General features: G+C 57.9%; 14 protein-coding genes. 5 read left to right on the top strand and 9 right to left on the bottom strand.

Features of this window, described 5'->3' with window-relative positions; genetic code table 11:
* Nucleotides 1-21 precede the first annotated feature (21 nt).
* Nucleotides 22-483 (top strand): type II secretion system protein N, encoded by a 462-nt coding sequence (locus tag RSF91_RS03840; RefSeq protein ID WP_332567170.1) that lies wholly within the window; start codon nt 22-24, stop codon nt 481-483.
* Here RSF91_RS03840 and RSF91_RS03845 read toward each other — a convergent pair.
* The 3 genes from RSF91_RS03845 to ilvA are packed head-to-tail and all read right to left on the bottom strand — an operon-like array spanning nt 476 to nt 3,475.
* Nucleotides 476-1,039 (bottom strand): histidine phosphatase family protein, encoded by a 564-nt coding sequence (locus RSF91_RS03845; protein WP_332567171.1) that lies wholly within the window; start codon nt 1,037-1,039, stop codon nt 476-478. The genes RSF91_RS03840 and RSF91_RS03845 overlap by 8 nt on opposite strands.
* Entirely contained in the window at nt 1,036-1,866 is an 831-nt protein-coding gene (locus RSF91_RS03850) for an adenosylcobinamide-GDP ribazoletransferase (RefSeq protein ID WP_332567172.1), read from the bottom strand. The genes RSF91_RS03845 and RSF91_RS03850 overlap by 4 nt, the downstream gene beginning before the upstream one ends.
* 55 nt (nt 1,867-1,921) lie before the next feature.
* Nucleotides 1,922-3,475: a threonine ammonia-lyase, biosynthetic gene (gene ilvA / locus RSF91_RS03855; RefSeq protein WP_332567173.1), complete on the bottom strand. Its 1,554-nt coding sequence runs from the start codon at nt 3,473-3,475 to the stop codon at nt 1,922-1,924.
* A gap of 385 nt (nt 3,476-3,860) precedes the next feature.
* On the opposite strand from ilvA, the gene RSF91_RS03860 reads away from it, so the two are divergent.
* Nucleotides 3,861-4,313 carry an OsmC family protein gene (locus tag RSF91_RS03860; protein WP_332567174.1) on the top strand — a complete coding sequence of 151 codons (453 nt, stop codon included), beginning with the start codon at nt 3,861-3,863 and terminating at the stop codon, nt 4,311-4,313.
* Between the two features lie 74 nt (nt 4,314-4,387).
* On the opposite strand, the gene coq7 is transcribed toward RSF91_RS03860, so the two are convergent.
* Nucleotides 4,388-5,005 (bottom strand): 2-polyprenyl-3-methyl-6-methoxy-1,4-benzoquinone monooxygenase, encoded by a 618-nt coding sequence (gene coq7, locus RSF91_RS03865; protein WP_332567175.1) that lies wholly within the window; start codon nt 5,003-5,005, stop codon nt 4,388-4,390.
* 325 nt (nt 5,006-5,330) lie between these two features.
* Between coq7 and RSF91_RS03870 the strand changes: the two genes are divergently transcribed.
* A complete protein-coding gene (locus RSF91_RS03870) occupies nt 5,331-6,416 on the top strand; it encodes a porin (RefSeq protein ID WP_332567176.1) in 1,086 nt (361 codons plus the stop codon).
* A 226-nt stretch (nt 6,417-6,642) separates the two neighbouring features.
* Nucleotides 6,643-7,812, top strand: coding sequence for a porin (locus RSF91_RS03875; protein ID WP_332567177.1), 1,170 nt, complete (start codon nt 6,643-6,645; stop codon nt 7,810-7,812).
* Between the two features lie 164 nt (nt 7,813-7,976).
* Here RSF91_RS03875 and groL read toward each other — a convergent pair whose 3' ends face one another.
* Entirely contained in the window at nt 7,977-9,626 is a 1,650-nt protein-coding gene (gene groL, locus RSF91_RS03880) for a chaperonin GroEL (RefSeq protein ID WP_332567178.1), read from the bottom strand.
* A 91-nt stretch (nt 9,627-9,717) separates the two neighbouring features.
* Nucleotides 9,718-10,008 carry a co-chaperone GroES gene (groES, locus tag RSF91_RS03885; protein ID WP_099738785.1) on the bottom strand — a complete coding sequence of 97 codons (291 nt, stop codon included), beginning with the start codon at nt 10,006-10,008 and terminating at the stop codon, nt 9,718-9,720.
* Nucleotides 10,009-10,254: 246 nt separating this feature from the next.
* On the opposite strand from groES, the gene RSF91_RS03890 reads away from it, so the two are divergent.
* A complete protein-coding gene (locus RSF91_RS03890; protein ID WP_332567179.1) occupies nt 10,255-12,918 on the top strand; it encodes a chemotaxis protein CheW in 2,664 nt (887 codons plus the stop codon).
* On the opposite strand, the gene RSF91_RS03895 is transcribed toward RSF91_RS03890, so the two are convergent.
* The 3 genes from RSF91_RS03895 to RSF91_RS03905 form a co-directional block, all read right to left on the bottom strand.
* Entirely contained in the window at nt 12,912-13,250 is a 339-nt protein-coding gene (locus RSF91_RS03895; RefSeq protein WP_332567180.1) for an H-NS histone family protein, read from the bottom strand. The genes RSF91_RS03890 and RSF91_RS03895 overlap by 7 nt on opposite strands.
* A 183-nt stretch (nt 13,251-13,433) precedes the next feature.
* Nucleotides 13,434-13,931: a GNAT family N-acetyltransferase gene (locus tag RSF91_RS03900; RefSeq protein ID WP_332567181.1), complete on the bottom strand. Its 498-nt coding sequence runs from the start codon at nt 13,929-13,931 to the stop codon at nt 13,434-13,436.
* Between the two features lie 69 nt (nt 13,932-14,000).
* The gene (locus RSF91_RS03905; RefSeq protein WP_332567182.1) at nt 14,001-15,164 is read right to left on the bottom strand and encodes a bifunctional nicotinamide-nucleotide adenylyltransferase/Nudix hydroxylase; all 1,164 of its coding nucleotides are present in this window, start codon (nt 15,162-15,164) and stop codon (nt 14,001-14,003) included.
* Nucleotides 15,165-15,216 lie beyond the last annotated feature (52 nt).

Raw genomic sequence — 15,216 nt, forward strand, 5'->3', positions numbered from 1 at the left:
CGGGGCCATCATAATCGTCCAATGCGAACGCAATCTTTCAATCCTGCTCAGGGCATTTCCATGCCGGTCAAACTCACTACCTTGCTGTTGTGGGCTGCAGCCGCCGCTGTGGTGGTGTTCTGGGCGCTGCGATTCACTGGCAGCGCCAGTGAGCAGTTACCTGTGATCTCTGCAGCGCAGCCCGTTCAGGCCAATGCCCAAGCGATAGCCAAGGCTTTGGGAGCCGTTGCTTTGCCTGCTGCTGCGCCCGTGGCCAGCCGTTACTCATTGCTGGGTGTGCTGGCGGGTAATGAGTCTGGCGGCGGCGCAGCGGTGATTGCCATTGAAGGCAAAGGCAGCAAGGCCGTGCGTGTGGGTGAGTCGGTCGACGAAGGCTTGATTCTGCAATCCTTGGCTGCGCGTGAAGCGCGCCTTGGCCCGGTCAACGGCCCGGTCAGTACCGTGCTGCAGCTGCCCAAGCCGCCCATCGCGGCATTCAATTGAGCGGGATCTGCACCCACTGCCCGTAAGCGGGGGCGGGCAAGGTCCACTCATGGCTTTGCGGCAGTTGCTGGCCATGCTGCACCAGCCATTCAACGCAGCGCGCTACGCCGGCATGGCAAATCCAGACGATATGCGCGCTTGGGTTGCGGCGAGCATCTTCCAAAGCCTGTGAAACGCGCTGCAGCATCTGCGCCAGAGATTCTCCATCGCCGGGCGCATGCAGTGCCAGGTTCTGCGCCCAGGTGCTGATGGCGGGTTCGCCTATGTCATCCCAGCGCTGACCTTCCCAGTGGCCGAAGTTCATCTCCAGCAGACGGGTGTCGGGTGTTGCAGTGAAATCAGGCTGCAGCGCTTTCAGATCAAGCGCTAGCTGCTCACATCTTTGTAGTGGTGAGTGCCAGAGCTGCAGATCGCCCCGCAGCGGCAGCAAGGCCTTGTGAAACGCCTGCGCTGCTTGCTGGGTGGCCTGCGCATCGGCAGCAATATCCAGACGGCCATAGCAGCGGTCTGTGTCAATCAGCGGGCGAGCATGGCGCACGAGCCAGAGCGTTTTCACAGCACAGGCCTCAGTACATGAAAGGCGACCGCCAGCAGCACAGCCAGTTCGTTGAGCTGCTGGCAGGCACCTAGACAGTCGCCCGTCATGCCGCCCAAGCGTTTGCGCAGCCAGCGCTGCAGCAGCCAGGTCGTTACGGTGCAGGCAATGGCAATCTTGAGAATCAGCCAGCCTGTGCCGAGCCACCACAGCAGCCCTACCATCGGCAGAGTCCAGATCGCGCCGGTGATGAGGCCGCGCCAGCCCAATTGTTTGCCCGCCACGTGCAGCGTTTTGCTGCTGGCAGCCAGGCCGACATGGGGCAGGGTGTGCATCAGCACCAGCGGCGCAAAACGAGAGAGCACATGCATGGCGACGACCAGAATGGCCGCAGACACCGGCTCCCATGCAGGCGTCATTGAGTCCACCACGGCAGCCAACAGCACAACCTTGGTCAGCAGTGCCATCACCAGCGCCATCACGCCATACGAGCCAAGGCGCGAGTCTTTCATGATCTCGAGTGAGCGCTCTGCGGGCACAAAGCCACCTAGGCCATCGGCCACATCAGCCAGTCCATCTTCGTGAAACCCGCCCGTCAGCCACAGCGTACCTGCCGTGCTGATGAGTGCGGCCAGCAGTGGCGTCCAAGGCGAGCCGGGCAGCAGCCACAGCACCAGAGTCAGCAGCGCCGTCGCCCACAGCCCCACCAGCCAGCCCACGCCCGGCAGATGCGCGGCGCTGGCGCGCTGCATCTCAGCGCTCCAGCCCACCCAGGCTGCCAGCCGTCCAGTCACGGGGATGCGGCTGAAGAACTGTATGGCCAGCAGATAGTGACGCAGGGCTTGCATGAATATCAAAAAAGTGAGCTGCTAGCGCCTGTGGATAAAGCGCTAGAGGCCTTTTTTACTTCAAGAAAAGTTGATAGGCCGGATTGTTGGTTTCTTCCACCCAGGGGTAGCCCAGGTTTTTCAAGAAGGCGTCGAACTTCTTGCTGTCCTTGGGCGGCACCTGCATGCCGACCAGAATGCGGCCGTAGTCCGCGCCTTGGTTGCGGTAGTGGAACAGCGAGATATTCCAGGTGGGCGCCATCAGGCTCAGGAACTTGAACAGCGCACCGGGACGCTCGGGGAAGACAAAGCGCAGAAGGCGCTCTTCCTGCGCCAGGGGGGAATGGCCGCCCACCATGTGGCGCAGATGCTCCTTGGCCATTTCGTCAAAGGTCAGATCGATGGCGTCAAAGCCGTTTTTCTGGAAGTTCTTGCAGATCTTCTCGCTCTCGCCCTTGGTCGGCGTGGTCAGGCCCACAAACACATGGGCCTTGTCCTCGTGGCTGATGCGGTAGTTGAACTCGGTCACATTGCGCGGGCCGCCGGGCAGCTTGCCCACCACTTCGCAGAAATGCTTGAAGCTGCCGCGCTCTTCGGGAATAGTGACGGCGAACAGGGCTTCGCGCTCCTCGCCCACCTCGGCGCGCTCGGCCACAAAGCGCAGGCGGTCGAAGTTCATGTTTGCGCCGCTCAGGATGGCAGCGTAGGTCTCGCCCTTGGTCTTGTTCTTGGCGACGTACTGCTTGATAGCTGCGACGCCCAGCGCGCCCGAGGGCTCGACGATGGAGCGGGTGTCGGTAAAGATATCCTTGATGGCCGCGCAGACGGCGTCGGTGTCCACCGTTACATAGTCATCCACCAGGCCTTGGGTGACGCGGAAGGTTTCCTCACCCACCAGCTTCACGGCAGTGCCGTCGGCGAACAGGCCCACATCGGCCAGCTCCACGCGCTCGCCAGCCTGCACGGACTGCATCATGGCGTTGGAGTCCTTGGTGTGCACGCCAATCACCTTGATCTCGGGGCGCACGGCCTTGATGTAATTGGCAATGCCGGCAATCAGGCCGCCGCCGCCAATCGGCACAAAAATGGCGTCCAGGCGCTGGCTGCCCAGTTTTTGCAGCTGGCGCAGCATTTCCATGGCGATGGTGCCCTGGCCGGCAATCACATCGGGATCGTCAAAGGGGTGGACAAAGGTCAGGCCCTCGGCCTTTTGCAGCTTGATGGAGTGCTTGTAGGCGTCGGAATAGCTGTCGCCCATCAGCACCACTTCGCCGCCCAGAGCGGCCACTGCATCCACTTTGACCCGCGGCGTGGTGGTTGGCATCACGATGACAGCGCGGCAGCCCAGCTTCTTGGCGCTCAGAGCAGTGCCCTGAGCGTGGTTGCCAGCGCTGGCGCAGATCACGCCTTTTTGTAGCTGCTCGGCCGTCAGGTTCGCCATCTTGTTGTAGGCGCCGCGCAGCTTGAAGCTGAATACGGGCTGCTGGTCTTCGCGCTTGAGCAATACCTTGTTGTGCAGGCGGCGTCTGAGGTTCTTGGCAATATCCAGGTCCGACTCCACGGCCACGTCGTAGACGCGTGCATTAAGGATGCGAGTCAGATAATCAGCAGGGGTGAGGGCTTGAGTCATGGTGCAATTCAGAAGCAGTGCACCAGAGCCAGAGCAATCAGTCAGCCGGGTGCAGGGAAGCCGATCATGATAGGCGCTTGCTTGCTGCGTTGCAGTACTCACTCAAGAGTGAGCGCCCTGTTAGTCTGCGAACTTGCACTGCGCAGGGACGAAAAAAAGCCCCTAGCTAAGAAGCTAGGGGCTGAATCCACCATTAGAGGAGGTGGAGGAGACAAACGGTGCGATACAGATCAGGACTTTCCAGTAATCTGCAGTCTGCCTGCGGGTAAAACCCCAGCAGGTAACGCTTGGTTGTATTGTAGAGGATGTGTTTTTATCGTGCAAAAAAGATTCGGGTTTTTCTGGATTTGATGCAGAATTGCAACAGTTTCAAGAGGATGCAGCAATGGAATGCACAGTAAGTTGGACAGGCGCAACCACTGGTATGCGCTCGGGCATGGGTTTTGTGGCGGAGACCGGTAGCGGTCATATCGTCAACATGGATGGCGCGCCGGATGAAAAAAATCCTGCCAATGGCGGCCGCAATCAGGCTCCTCGCCCCATGGAAATGCTGCTGGCAGGCGCCGGTGGCTGCACGGCTTATGACGTGGTGCTGATCTTGAAGCGTGGCCGCCACGATGTGAAGGGCTGCAGCGTGCAGCTGACATCCGAGCGTGCAGAGACTGACCCCAAGGTCTTTACCAAGATTCATATGCAGTTCACCGTCAGCGGCAAGAGCCTGCCTGCCGGCGCGGTGGAGCGTGCGATCGCCATGAGTCATGACAAATATTGCTCGGCCACCATCATGCTGGGCCATACGGCTGAGATTACGACGGGTTTCGAGATCGTTGAAGCCTGAACGGCGCTTCGTACAGAACAACTCGCAAAACACAAACGGGCCTCAACGGCCCGTTTTTCTTGGACGAAGCTGTTTTATATGCGGTGTGCTGTCGTCGTCATGACTTTGGCGGCAACGCGCATCAGGCCTTGCACCACGGGCGGCAATTGAATCGCGCCTTCCTCAATCGCTGCGGCGGCGTGGCGCTCTTCATCGTCCTTCATGCGCGCAACAACCGCGCGAGAGGCCTCATCTTCCTCGGGCAGGCGGCCCAGATGGCTTTCTAGGTGAGCAGATACCTGGTTTTCCGTCTCGACCACAAAGCCCAGGCTTGTGGCATCACTGACCTTGGCTGCAATCGTTCCAATGGCAAACGCGCCAGCAAACCAGAGCGGGTTTAGCAGCGAAGGGCGATCGCCCAGTGCATGCAAGCGCTCACGCGTCCAGGCCAAGTGGTCCATCTCTTCGCGCGCGGCGTGCAGCAGGTGCTCGCGCAGCTGGGCATCCTTGGTCACCATGGCCTGAGCGCTATAGAGTGCCTGTGCGCAGACCTCGCCCACATGATTGACTCGCATCAACGCGGCAGACAGCTTACGCTGCTCATCGCTCAAATCGGCTTCGGCAATACCGGTGGCAGGCGAGCGCTCAGCGGCGATCGGATCGGCGAACAAAGTACGAAGAGCTGCATCGGCAGCGGTCAGAAATTGATCCATGGAAAAAACTCAGTGCGGCGCCTGAGGGCGCCAATGTGCGTAAGGTACACCAGAGTGCCTCATCCGCCATTTGTGCTGGGGCAATACCAAGCGGGAACCCTTAAGGGTGTACCCAAGAGTGTGTACTAGAGGTTTGTTGCGGTGCTGCAACGAAAACGCGCCGAATCGAGCCTTTTTGGGGGAATTCCTTTGCGCTGGGTGCGGGGGTCTGGTGCAATAGACCCAACTTCCCCACCAGGAGGTTGGCGCGGGAAACCGGTGGAGCTCGAGGCTCAAGTCTCTCTCCCATAGACCGGCGCCCTTCTAAACCTTGGAGTAACTCGTAATGAAAAAATCCCTGATTGCCCTGGCAGTGCTGGCCGCTTCCGGCGCCGCAATGGCTCAATCTTCCGTGACCCTGTTCGGTATCGTTGACACTGGCGTGTCTTACGTGAACAACGCTACTGGCGATGTGAACAAGTACGGCGTGCACACCAGCGGTAACCAGACTAGCCGTCTGGGCCTGCGCGGTACCGAAGACCTGGGTGGCGGTCTGAAGGCTGGCTTCTGGCTGGAAGGTGAACTGGGTACTGACATTGGTGCCGGCTCCGGTGCTACTGGTCCCCTGGACTTCAAGCGTGAATCTACAGTGCGTCTGTCCGGCAACTTCGGTGAAGTTCGTCTGGGTCGTGAAACAACCCCCACTTTCCGTGCTGGTTCCAAGTACGACCTGTTCAGCTCCACTGGTGTCGGCCAGTTCTACGGTTACAAGGCCTGGAACGGCACCGTGGGCGCAGCCTATGGCGCTGATGACAACACCATCCGTGCAAACAACATGGTGTCGTACTCCTCGCCTAACTTCAGCGGCTTCACTGCTAACCTGAGCTACGCTTTCGACGAAAAGCAAGGTCTGAACAAGACTGGCCGTTACGCTGGTGGTAACGTTGGCTATGACAACGGTCCTCTGAGCGTGACTGCTGCTTACGGCAGCCTGTCCGGCGGTACTGGTGATCGTGACGAGTTCTCTGTTGGCGCTGGTTACAACTTTGGCGTGGCTAAGGTTGTGGGTCTGGCTCAACAAGTCAAGTACAAGTCTGACGTCCTGGGTGTGAGCAGCGCTAAGTACAACAACTACCTGTTGGGCGTGTCCGCTCCCGTGGGTGGCGTTGGCGAAGTGAAGGCTCAATACGCTTTCTACGATCAGCAAGGCGATGCTAAGGCACACCAAGTGTCCCTGGGCTATGTGCACAACCTGTCCAAGCGTACTGCTCTGTACGGTACCGTGGCTTACCTGAAGAACCAGAAGGGTTCGCAGATGAGCCTGAACGCCAAGAACGTGAACAACAACGTCGACACACGCACAAACCTGAGCGGTGTGACAACTGGTGCTAACCAGACTGGCGTGCAAGTTGGTATTCGCCACGCTTTCTAATCAATTGCTGGTGTAAGCCAGTAACTGCTTAAAAGCCAAAAGGCCTGTCGAAAGACAGGCCTTTTTTTGTTTTTAAGAGTTATGCCTGAAAGGGTAATTGCTGAGGGGTTTGTCTTGGCAGGGAAAGGCCTGTGTTGTGCCTGCGCCAAAGATCACGCAGTTGGATAAAGCATTTCTAGAATGAAATTTCCACCAACTGTTTGTGATCAAAGTGAGAGGCGAAACAATGACATCTTCATTTGTAAAAAAATCATTGGCTTTGGCTGTGCTGGGGGGCTTGGGATCGATGGCTTATGCCCAAAGCAGCGTGCAGCTTTACGGCATTGTGGATGCAGCGGTTCGACACACTACAAATGAAGGACCCAATAAAAGCGGTTTGACCCAAATGATCGGTGGCGGTATGTCGCAAAGTCGTTGGGGTATCAATGTGACCGAAGACTTGGGTGGAGGCTTATCAGCTATTGCGAACTTGGAAGCTCGTTTTTTGACGGATTCCGGTATCTCGGCGAGTAGTAATTTCTTCCAGCAATCATGGGTTGGATTACGCAGTAAGAGCTTTGGCCAAATTACCATGGGTCGTCAATACAATGTATTGTTTGACGTCGTAACAAGTACCTATGCATCGTTCCCATATTCTCCATATATGGAGGCATATAAGCCGGAAATTGGTATGTCTATGGGTGCGCGTGCCAATAATATGCTGAAGTATGTAGCAGAGTTTGGTCCGGTGCGAGGAGCATTACAATATTCTTTTGACGAAGGAAATAAGGGGCCGTTCACCTCTGCTGCCCAAATTCCCGCTGCAGTAGGTGGTGCCACAAAAACAGCTGGTGGATATTTGCGCTACTCGCAAAGTGGAATATCTCTTGGTGGTGGATTCTTGAGAACGACATTGCCGGCTGGAACGGATGTTGATGCCTATACGATTGGTGGCTCTTACCGGTCCGGTCCTTTGTATGTGAACTTGGGTTACGGTCTCAATAAGCGTAAAGATAGTTATTCGACAAACCCTGTCAATGCAGCAGTTGATTCAACGCTTCTGAATCTTTATTGGCAAGGATCTTCGACGGTTTACAACTCCGCAAATGGAGCATTTGCTGCAGGTGATGCAAATAAGAGGCAGATGTATAAGGTCGGGTTTGGCTACCAGATTACACCTCAGATTAATGCGGGAATGCATTATTATCATGCGAGACAATCTGGCTCTGCTGGCACATTTAATGGCAAGGCAGATTTTTTGGTGGCAGTAGTCGATTACGCATTCTCGAAGCGCACAGATGCTTATTTTGCGGTTGATCACACAAAAACCAAAGGTGGTGCTGGTGTAGTTCTGGATGGTACGAATGGTGCCACCAAGCGTACAGGGATTACTGTCGGTCTGCGTCATCGCTTCTAATATTCAGTTCATATAAAACTAAAAAGCCAGCCAATTAACTTGGCTGGCTTTTTTCTTGATTGAGTGGTGCGTGCAGATTAGATAAATGTAAAAAAGGCCGCATAAAGCGGCCTTTTTTTGAGCAGAACCGGGTGGTTTGAAGCACCCGGTCAGCAGCTTGGCAATTACATGCCCATGCCGCCCATGCCACCCATGCCGCCCATGCCGCCCATGTCAGGAGCGCCAGCGCCTTCAGCCTTAGGGGCTTCAGCGATCATGCACTCGGTGGTCAGCAGCAGCGAAGCCACGGAAGCAGCGTTCTGCAGCGCAGTACGTGTCACCTTGGTGGGGTCCAGGATACCCATTTCCAGCATGTCGCCGTAGGTGTCGTTGGCAGCGTTGAAGCCGAAGTTGCCTTGGCCCTTCAACACAGCGTCCACCACCACCGATGGCTCGCCACCGGCGTTGGCCACGATTTCGCGCAGAGGAGCTTCCACCGCCTTGAGCACCAGCTTGATACCAGCGTCTTGCTCGGCATTGCCAGTGGACAGAGTGCCCACCGCTTGCTTGGCGCGCAGCAGAGCCACGCCGCCGCCGGCCACGATGCCTTCTTCCACAGCAGCGCGGGTAGCGTGCAGGGCGTCTTCAACGCGGGCCTTCTTTTCCTTCATTTCGACTTCGGTGGCAGCGCCAACCTTGATCACGGCAACACCGCCGGCCAGCTTGGCCACGCGCTCTTGCAGCTTTTCACGGTCGTAGTCGGAAGTGGCTTCTTCGATCTGAGCGCGGATTTGCTTCACGCGGGCTTCGATTTCAGCAGCTTGGCCAGCACCGTCGATGATGGTGGTGTTTTCCTTGCCGATTTCGACGCGCTGAGCTTGGCCCAGGTCTTCCAGAGTCACCTTGTCCAGGGTCAGGCCCACTTCTTCAGCGATGACCTTGCCGCCAGTCAGGATGGCGATGTCTTCCAGCATGGCCTTGCGACGGTCGCCGAAGCCAGGAGCCTTCACAGCCACAACCTTCAGGATGCCGCGGATGGTGTTCACCACCAGAGTTGCCAGGGCTTCGCCTTCGACATCTTCAGCAATGATCAGCAGGGGACGGCCAGCCTTGGCAACTTGCTCCAGTGTAGGCAGCAGGTCGCGGATGTTGCTGATCTTCTTGTCGAACAGCAGCACGAAGGGGTTGTCCAGAACAGCGGCTTGCTTTTCGGGGTTGTTGATGAAGTAGGGCGACAGGTAACCGCGGTCGAACTGCATGCCTTCAACGACGTCGAGTTCGTTGTCCAGGGACTTGCCTTCTTCAACGGTGATCACGCCTTCCTTGCCGACCTTGTCCATCGCGTCAGCGATGATCTTGCCGATGGATTCGTCGGAGTTGGCGGAGATGGAGCCAACTTGAGCGATTTCCTTGGAAGTGGTGGTGGCCTTGGATTGCTTCTTCAGCTCTTCCACCAGGGCGGCGACAGCCTTGTCGATACCGCGCTTCAGGTCCATGGGGTTCAGGCCAGCAGCAACGTACTTGGAGCCTTCGCGCACGATGGCTTGAGCCAGCACGGTAGCGGTAGTCGTACCGTCACCAGCGATGTCGTTGGTCTTGGAGGCCACTTCCTTCACGAGCTGAGCGCCCATGTTCTGCAGCTTGTCCTTGAGTTCGATTTCCTTGGCCACGGACACACCGTCCTTGGTCACGGTAGGAGCGCCGAACGAGCGCTCCAGCACCACGTTGCGACCCTTAGGGCCCAGAGTGACCTTGACTGCGTTAGCCAGGATGTTCACGCCTTCAACCATGCGTGCGCGGGCTTCACCACCGAAAACTACGTCTTTTGCTGCCATTTTTGGCTCCTACAAATCTGTATCAAATAGGCTTCTAGCGGTTGTCTATCAAGCGCTAGAAGCTATGAATATGTGAGTAATGCGGGAAGGATTACTTCTCGACGACTGCGAACAGGTCGTCTTCCTTCATCACCAGCAGCTCGTCGCCATCAACCTTGACGGTCTGGCCAGAGTACTTGCCGAACAGAACGCGGTCGCCGACCTTCACGTTCAGAGCGATTTGTTCGCCCTTGTCGTTGCGCTTGCCGGGACCCACTGCCAGCACTTCGCCTTGATCAGGCTTCTCTGCGGCGTTGTCGGGGATATAAATGCCCGAAGCCGTCTTGGTTTCGTTTTCGAGGCGCTTGACGATCACGCGATCGTGCAGGGGACGCAGGTTCATACCAACTCCTAAATACATCAACAAAGTTGAAACAAGACTTGCCAGCCTTCATGGCCGACATTCGGAATACGTAGGGTCAAGCTGTTAGCACTCAACCCCCTTGAGTGCTAATAATAAGGCAATTTCCCGAGGTTTCAAGACCCAGCCTTGGGGGCTGAGAGGGCAAATTGTTCGGGGTTCAGGGTTTGTCCTGCTCTAGATGTAACGTGTTTTTACAAATAGGCCTGAGTTTTGCTCCACCAGTGCATGCCTCAGAAACAACTCACCGCCCCGGTGCAGCAAGCGCAAGACCTGCTGCAGACAGACGCCTTCATCCCCCACATGCGTCAGGTGGCGCGATGTGAGAGTTCGCTGCAGGAGCTGAGCCTGATGTGGCGGCTCATTGAGTCATCTGCCAAGATGAATTGCCCGCAGGAGGCGCAGGCCCTGCTGCCCATGATGGCTGCGACGCGGGCGGGTTTTGAGCAGCTGGAGCAGGATTTGGTGCAGTCCATGGTGGCGCAGGCCGTCGAGGGTGTGAGGCGCGGTTTGCACAGCCAGGCTCAGCATCTGATGGATACGCTGGTGCGCAATCTCTATGAGCGAACAGCCGATGTCGGCTTTCTGGCCACCGATGTGTTGCTGTGCCGCTTTATGGCGGAGCTGGATGCGCAGACGGATGACGATAAAGCGCAGATTACCGAGCGTCTGCGTGCATACCGCAGCAAGTACACGGTTTATCAAAAGGTGCTGCTACTCGATTGCGAAGGCTATGTGCGGGCAAGCACGCAGGAGGGAGGGGCGGTGCAAAGTGAGCCATGCCGCGACCCGCTGATTGCGCAGGCACTGCAAAGCCAAAGCTTTGTGCAGACATTTGGTGTCACAGACTTGCTGCCAGATCAGTCACGTGGGCTGATTTATGCCCAACGCATGCTGAATCCCGTCACGCAAAAGCCTGTGGGTGTGCTGTGCCTGTGCTTTGATTTTGAGGGAGAGATGCAGGGCCTTTGGAGCGGGCGACGGTCAGACGCGGCTCATGAGCCCGAAACCCGCATAGCCCTGCTGCTGGATGAGCAAGACCGGGTGTTGGCCAGCAGCGATATGCACTGGATTGGAGTGGGCGTTCAGGTGAGGTCTCGCAAAAATGGTGCAAACCTGCTCTGGGTTCATAGCGGTCGCACTTATTTGGTGCAATCGGCACTCTCGGCCGGCTATCAGGGCTATGGGGGTCCTGAAGGGTGGCGTGCGCAAATCATGGTGCCGCTTGAGCTGGCGTTTGGCTCACATGGGCATAGCGACCTGCAAGAGGTGGATGCGGTGGTGGCGCAGGGCTTGCTGAGTCATGCGCATCGCTTTTGTCCACCTTTGCACGCGATTCGCAGTGCGGCAGACACCATCAGGCGTGTGGTCTGGAACGGGCAAGTCATGACGGCAGGCAAGCAGGCGGACAACACAAGACTGCAAGCCGTGCTGGAGCAGATTGGTGAGACGGGAGCGCGCACCAACGAGGTGTTTACCCAGTCCATTCGCTCGCTCTACAGCACAGTGCTGGCGGTGGCGCTGGACGATAACAGCTTGCTCACGCGTTTACTGGTGGACTTGCTGGACCGCAATCTCTACGAACGCGCCAACGACTGCCGCTGGTGGGCGTTGACACTGCAATTGCCAGCCTTGTTGCAGGCGCTGAAAGAAGGCAATGCAGCTGAAAGTGCGAGCGCTGAGGTGTGTGAGTTGCTCACCGGCATTCATGGGCTTTACACCGTGTACCAGCAAATCATGGTGTACGACATCAGCGGCAAGATTGTGGTGACGAGCCTGCAAGGCGGGGCCGAGGAGGTGTTGACAGGTCGCTTTGTCGATCAGGAGAGTCTGCTCAAAGTGCTGGCCTTGAAAGGCACGCAGGCTTATCACGTCTCTGCGTGGTGCCCTTCTGCGCTGCATGAGGGGGCTGGGCCGACCTATGTTTATCACGCTGCCATTCGTTCTTCACGTGGCGAGGTGCTGGGTGGAATTGGTTTGATCTTCCATGCGCAACGCGAGTTTCAGGCCATGCTGCAAGGCGTGCTGGGCTCGCAGACAGAGCATCGAGCGGAGGGCGTTGGCAGCAGGCAGGTCGCGTATCTCAATCGGGCAGGTGTTGTCATGTCTTCATCAGCGGCGCAAATGCGGCCGGGCATGGTGCTGGATTTGCCGGCAGACATGCTGGCTTTGCCTGCTGGTCAGAGCCTTTCGCGGGCCATGGCATACCAAGGCCAGTATTGCGTGGTGGCGGTGACGGCAGGCAGCGGCTACCGCGAGTTCAAGCGCAGCGATGGCTATGAGGAAGATGTTCTGGCCCTGTCCGTGCAGGCCTTCGGGCCGGTGCAGGGGGATGCGCAAGCCGCAGTCTGGCGCCGCAGTGCCCGCGTGCAGAGCCTGCCGTCGGCCACATCAACAGCTGGGGCAAGCATGGAAATGGCGACGTTCTTTGTGGGGCAGAGCGTGCTGGCTCTGGATGCCGCCTGTGTGCTGGAAGCGCATAGTGCTGCGGACATTGCTCCAATCTCAGCGGGGCGCCTGCCCCACTGCGTGGGCACGCTGGCGCGGCGCAGTCAAGGTGCTGTGGCTGGCTATGTCTGGGTGTTTGATCTGGGGGCTTTGCTCTACGGCAAGCCACTGATCAGAAGCCAACAAAGTCAGGTGATTGTGCTGGCGCATCAGGGGCTGAAGCTGGGTTTGCTGGTCAGCGATCTGGAGGGGGTTGCCAGACTGGATGCGCGGCAGTTGCGCGCTGCCCCTGCGCTGGCCCATTCGGCGGATGCGCTGGTGGACCGCTTGATTCAGGCCAATGGGGGCGATTTGCTGATTCAGTGTCTGAACGTGGCGGCGCTGGTGCAAATGCTCAAAGCGCCTGCACCGGCCCAAGTGGCAGGGGGCGCTGGGGCTTACTGAACCGGGAAGGGGTTCTTTTCGTCGAGGGGTGCGCTGTAGTCGATCACCGGGGTGGTCTTGATCTCGTACTGGCTGCGATCCTTGCCTTCAATCCACTTTGGTGGCTTGCCGCGGCCTGACCAGCTGGCACCGCTTTCGGGGTCGTAGTACTTGGCTTCGACCTTTTTCTTCTCTTCAGGCTTCCAGGGGAAAACTTGCTGCGAGGTAAAGCCAAAAGTGTCGATCAATTGCTTGATGGTGGCCAGGGCTTCTTTGGCCTCGCTGTGGCGCATTTCTTCAATGCGTTTGTCCAGTTCGTCTTTGCGAGCAATAAGTTCTTTGTAGCTAGGCATCAAGGATTCCAATGAGTGTGAAGGTCAGCCTGATAGCCGCCTTATTATTTTTATGCAAAACCACCCATTTTGACGCAAGCTGTTACCCCGCATATTGTTGAAGATGCGTACTCGTCATTTGATAAGGGGGTACCCGCTAGTTTGCTGGGCGGCGCGCATCACTCTGAATGCTTTTGATGCAGATTAGCTGACGGTTTTCTGGCCGCTGGCCAGTGCTTGGAGGGCGTCACCTGTCATGCGGTAGCGAATCCACTCGGTTTGCGGCAGGGCACCCAGGCTGTCGTAGAACTTCAGGGACGGTGTGTTCCAGTCAAGGCAGCTCCATTCAAAGCGGCCGCAGTTCTTGTCGATGGCGATCTGGGCCAGTTGCTGGAGTAGTGCCTTACCCGCGCCGTGGCCGCGCGCATCGGGGGTGATGTAGAGGTCTTCCAGATACAGGCCATGCTGGCCTTGCCAGGTGGAGTAGTTGAAGAAGTACACCGCAAAGCCCACGGCCTTGCCATCGACCTCGCAAATCAGGCCAAAAACGGCGGGGTGCTCGCAAAACAGCGTGCGGCGCACATGCTCGGGCGTGGCCTTGGCTTCGTCTTCGGCTTTTTCGTAGATGGCCAGCTCGCGCACAAAGTGCAGGATGAGGTCAATGTCTTGCTCGGTGGCGGGGCGGATGCTCAAAGTGCTCATGATTATTTTTAGAGAAAACAGGGCTGAAGCGCTTATTAAATAAGCGCTGGAAGCTATGTATTTTTCGCCTTACGCGACCTGCCTAGCAGGCTGCTCGCCGTGGATTAGCGTGATGGGCAGGAACTGGCACAGGATCTGGAAGTGGTCTTCAAAAAAGTCCCCTTCCATTTGCGCCAGATCGGCAATCGGCACCCAGCGCGCCAGCGCGGCGTCGTCTGCGCCTTGCACGGGAGGCAGGGCGGGCTGCATGCCAAGATCCAGGTAGTGGACATGGGTGATGGTGCGGCCGCGCAGACTGCGGTCCGGGTGGTCAAACACCTGCACGGCTTGCACGGCGGCCAGCAGATCGGCCTCGCTGATGGAGGAGCAGGTTTCCTCGCGCAACTCACGCACGCAGGATTGCCACAGGCTGTCGCGCTGCTCCAGAAAGCCGCCGGGCAAGGCCCACAGGCCCACGCCAGGCGCATGGCCGCGCTGAATCAGCAGCACATGGCCTTGGCCCTTGGCGTGGCAGCGCAGCAAGGCGTCTACCGTCACAAACAGGGGGGCGTAAGGGGCTTTGGCCCAGGCCTCTTTATAGGCTTGCAGCATGTGCCACTCTTTTTGCAGGCGCACATACAAAGGCGTGTGGGCCCAGTGACGCAAAAAGGCCAGCGTGCTTTCGGGCATATGGGTGGAAAGCTTGCCCAGTGCGGCATCCATGGCTTCAGACGATGCGCTGCCTTCGCCCAGGAAGATGTCACGCAGCGGCGTGGCATCGAACTGACCCAGACGAGGCAGGCTGATCAGCTCCCAGCCCGGAAAGCGCGCAAGATAGCTGCTGCTGGAGTCTTTGAAGTGGCCCACCAGCGCCACGCTGGCGCCTTCGGGAACATGGGCTTGCACGGCGTCACGCACGGCATTGACCCACAGCGGCTCGTTGTAATAGTCGCGCACGGGCACGCACTGAACGCGCTCCGCATCCTCTTTTGATAGCGCATCGCGCAGCATCTGCGCGCGCTCTTCCCAGCTAAAAGGGTTTTTGGGGTTGGGTGCCTGCCAGGCACTGCCCAGCACGACCACCACTTGGCGGGCGCGCTCTAGCGCTGCGTGCAGCAGTGCCATATGGCCGTTGTGCAGTGGCTGAAAGCGCCCGATCAGCACGGCGGTATGCAGGGGCATCGAGGTGGGCAGAGTCTCTGGCGCAGCAGAGATGACACGTTTGCTGGCGGTGTGGGAACTGGCTTGAGGCATGAAAGCAAAACCCGTACAGAAATCAGCGCCCGAAGTTGGGCATATTGGCTCA

This window comes from Comamonas sp. (assembly GCF_036643215.1).
Lineage (GTDB): Bacteria > Pseudomonadota > Gammaproteobacteria > Burkholderiales > Burkholderiaceae_C > Comamonas.

What these genes read in the sequence shown, in the direction of transcription:
- RSF91_RS03840 (WP_332567170.1), top strand. Translation starts at nt 22, where the DNA reads ATGCGAACGCAATCTTTCAATCCTGCTCAGGGCATTTCCATGCCGGTC.
- RSF91_RS03850 (WP_332567172.1), bottom strand. Translation starts at nt 1,866, where the DNA reads ATGCAAGCCCTGCGTCACTATCTGCTGGCCATACAGTTCTTCAGCCGC.
- ilvA (WP_332567173.1), bottom strand. Translation starts at nt 3,475, where the DNA reads ATGACTCAAGCCCTCACCCCTGCTGATTATCTGACTCGCATCCTTAAT.
- RSF91_RS03860 (WP_332567174.1), top strand. Translation starts at nt 3,861, where the DNA reads ATGGAATGCACAGTAAGTTGGACAGGCGCAACCACTGGTATGCGCTCG.
- coq7 (WP_332567175.1), bottom strand. Translation starts at nt 5,005, where the DNA reads ATGGATCAATTTCTGACCGCTGCCGATGCAGCTCTTCGTACTTTGTTC.
- RSF91_RS03870 (WP_332567176.1), top strand. Translation starts at nt 5,331, where the DNA reads ATGAAAAAATCCCTGATTGCCCTGGCAGTGCTGGCCGCTTCCGGCGCC.
- RSF91_RS03875 (WP_332567177.1), top strand. Translation starts at nt 6,643, where the DNA reads ATGACATCTTCATTTGTAAAAAAATCATTGGCTTTGGCTGTGCTGGGG.
- groL (WP_332567178.1), bottom strand. Translation starts at nt 9,626, where the DNA reads ATGGCAGCAAAAGACGTAGTTTTCGGTGGTGAAGCCCGCGCACGCATG.
- groES (WP_099738785.1), bottom strand. Translation starts at nt 10,008, where the DNA reads ATGAACCTGCGTCCCCTGCACGATCGCGTGATCGTCAAGCGCCTCGAA.
- RSF91_RS03890 (WP_332567179.1), top strand. Translation starts at nt 10,255, where the DNA reads ATGCCTCAGAAACAACTCACCGCCCCGGTGCAGCAAGCGCAAGACCTG.
- RSF91_RS03895 (WP_332567180.1), bottom strand. Translation starts at nt 13,250, where the DNA reads ATGCCTAGCTACAAAGAACTTATTGCTCGCAAAGACGAACTGGACAAA.
- RSF91_RS03900 (WP_332567181.1), bottom strand. Translation starts at nt 13,931, where the DNA reads ATGAGCACTTTGAGCATCCGCCCCGCCACCGAGCAAGACATTGACCTC.
- RSF91_RS03905 (WP_332567182.1), bottom strand. Translation starts at nt 15,164, where the DNA reads ATGCCTCAAGCCAGTTCCCACACCGCCAGCAAACGTGTCATCTCTGCT.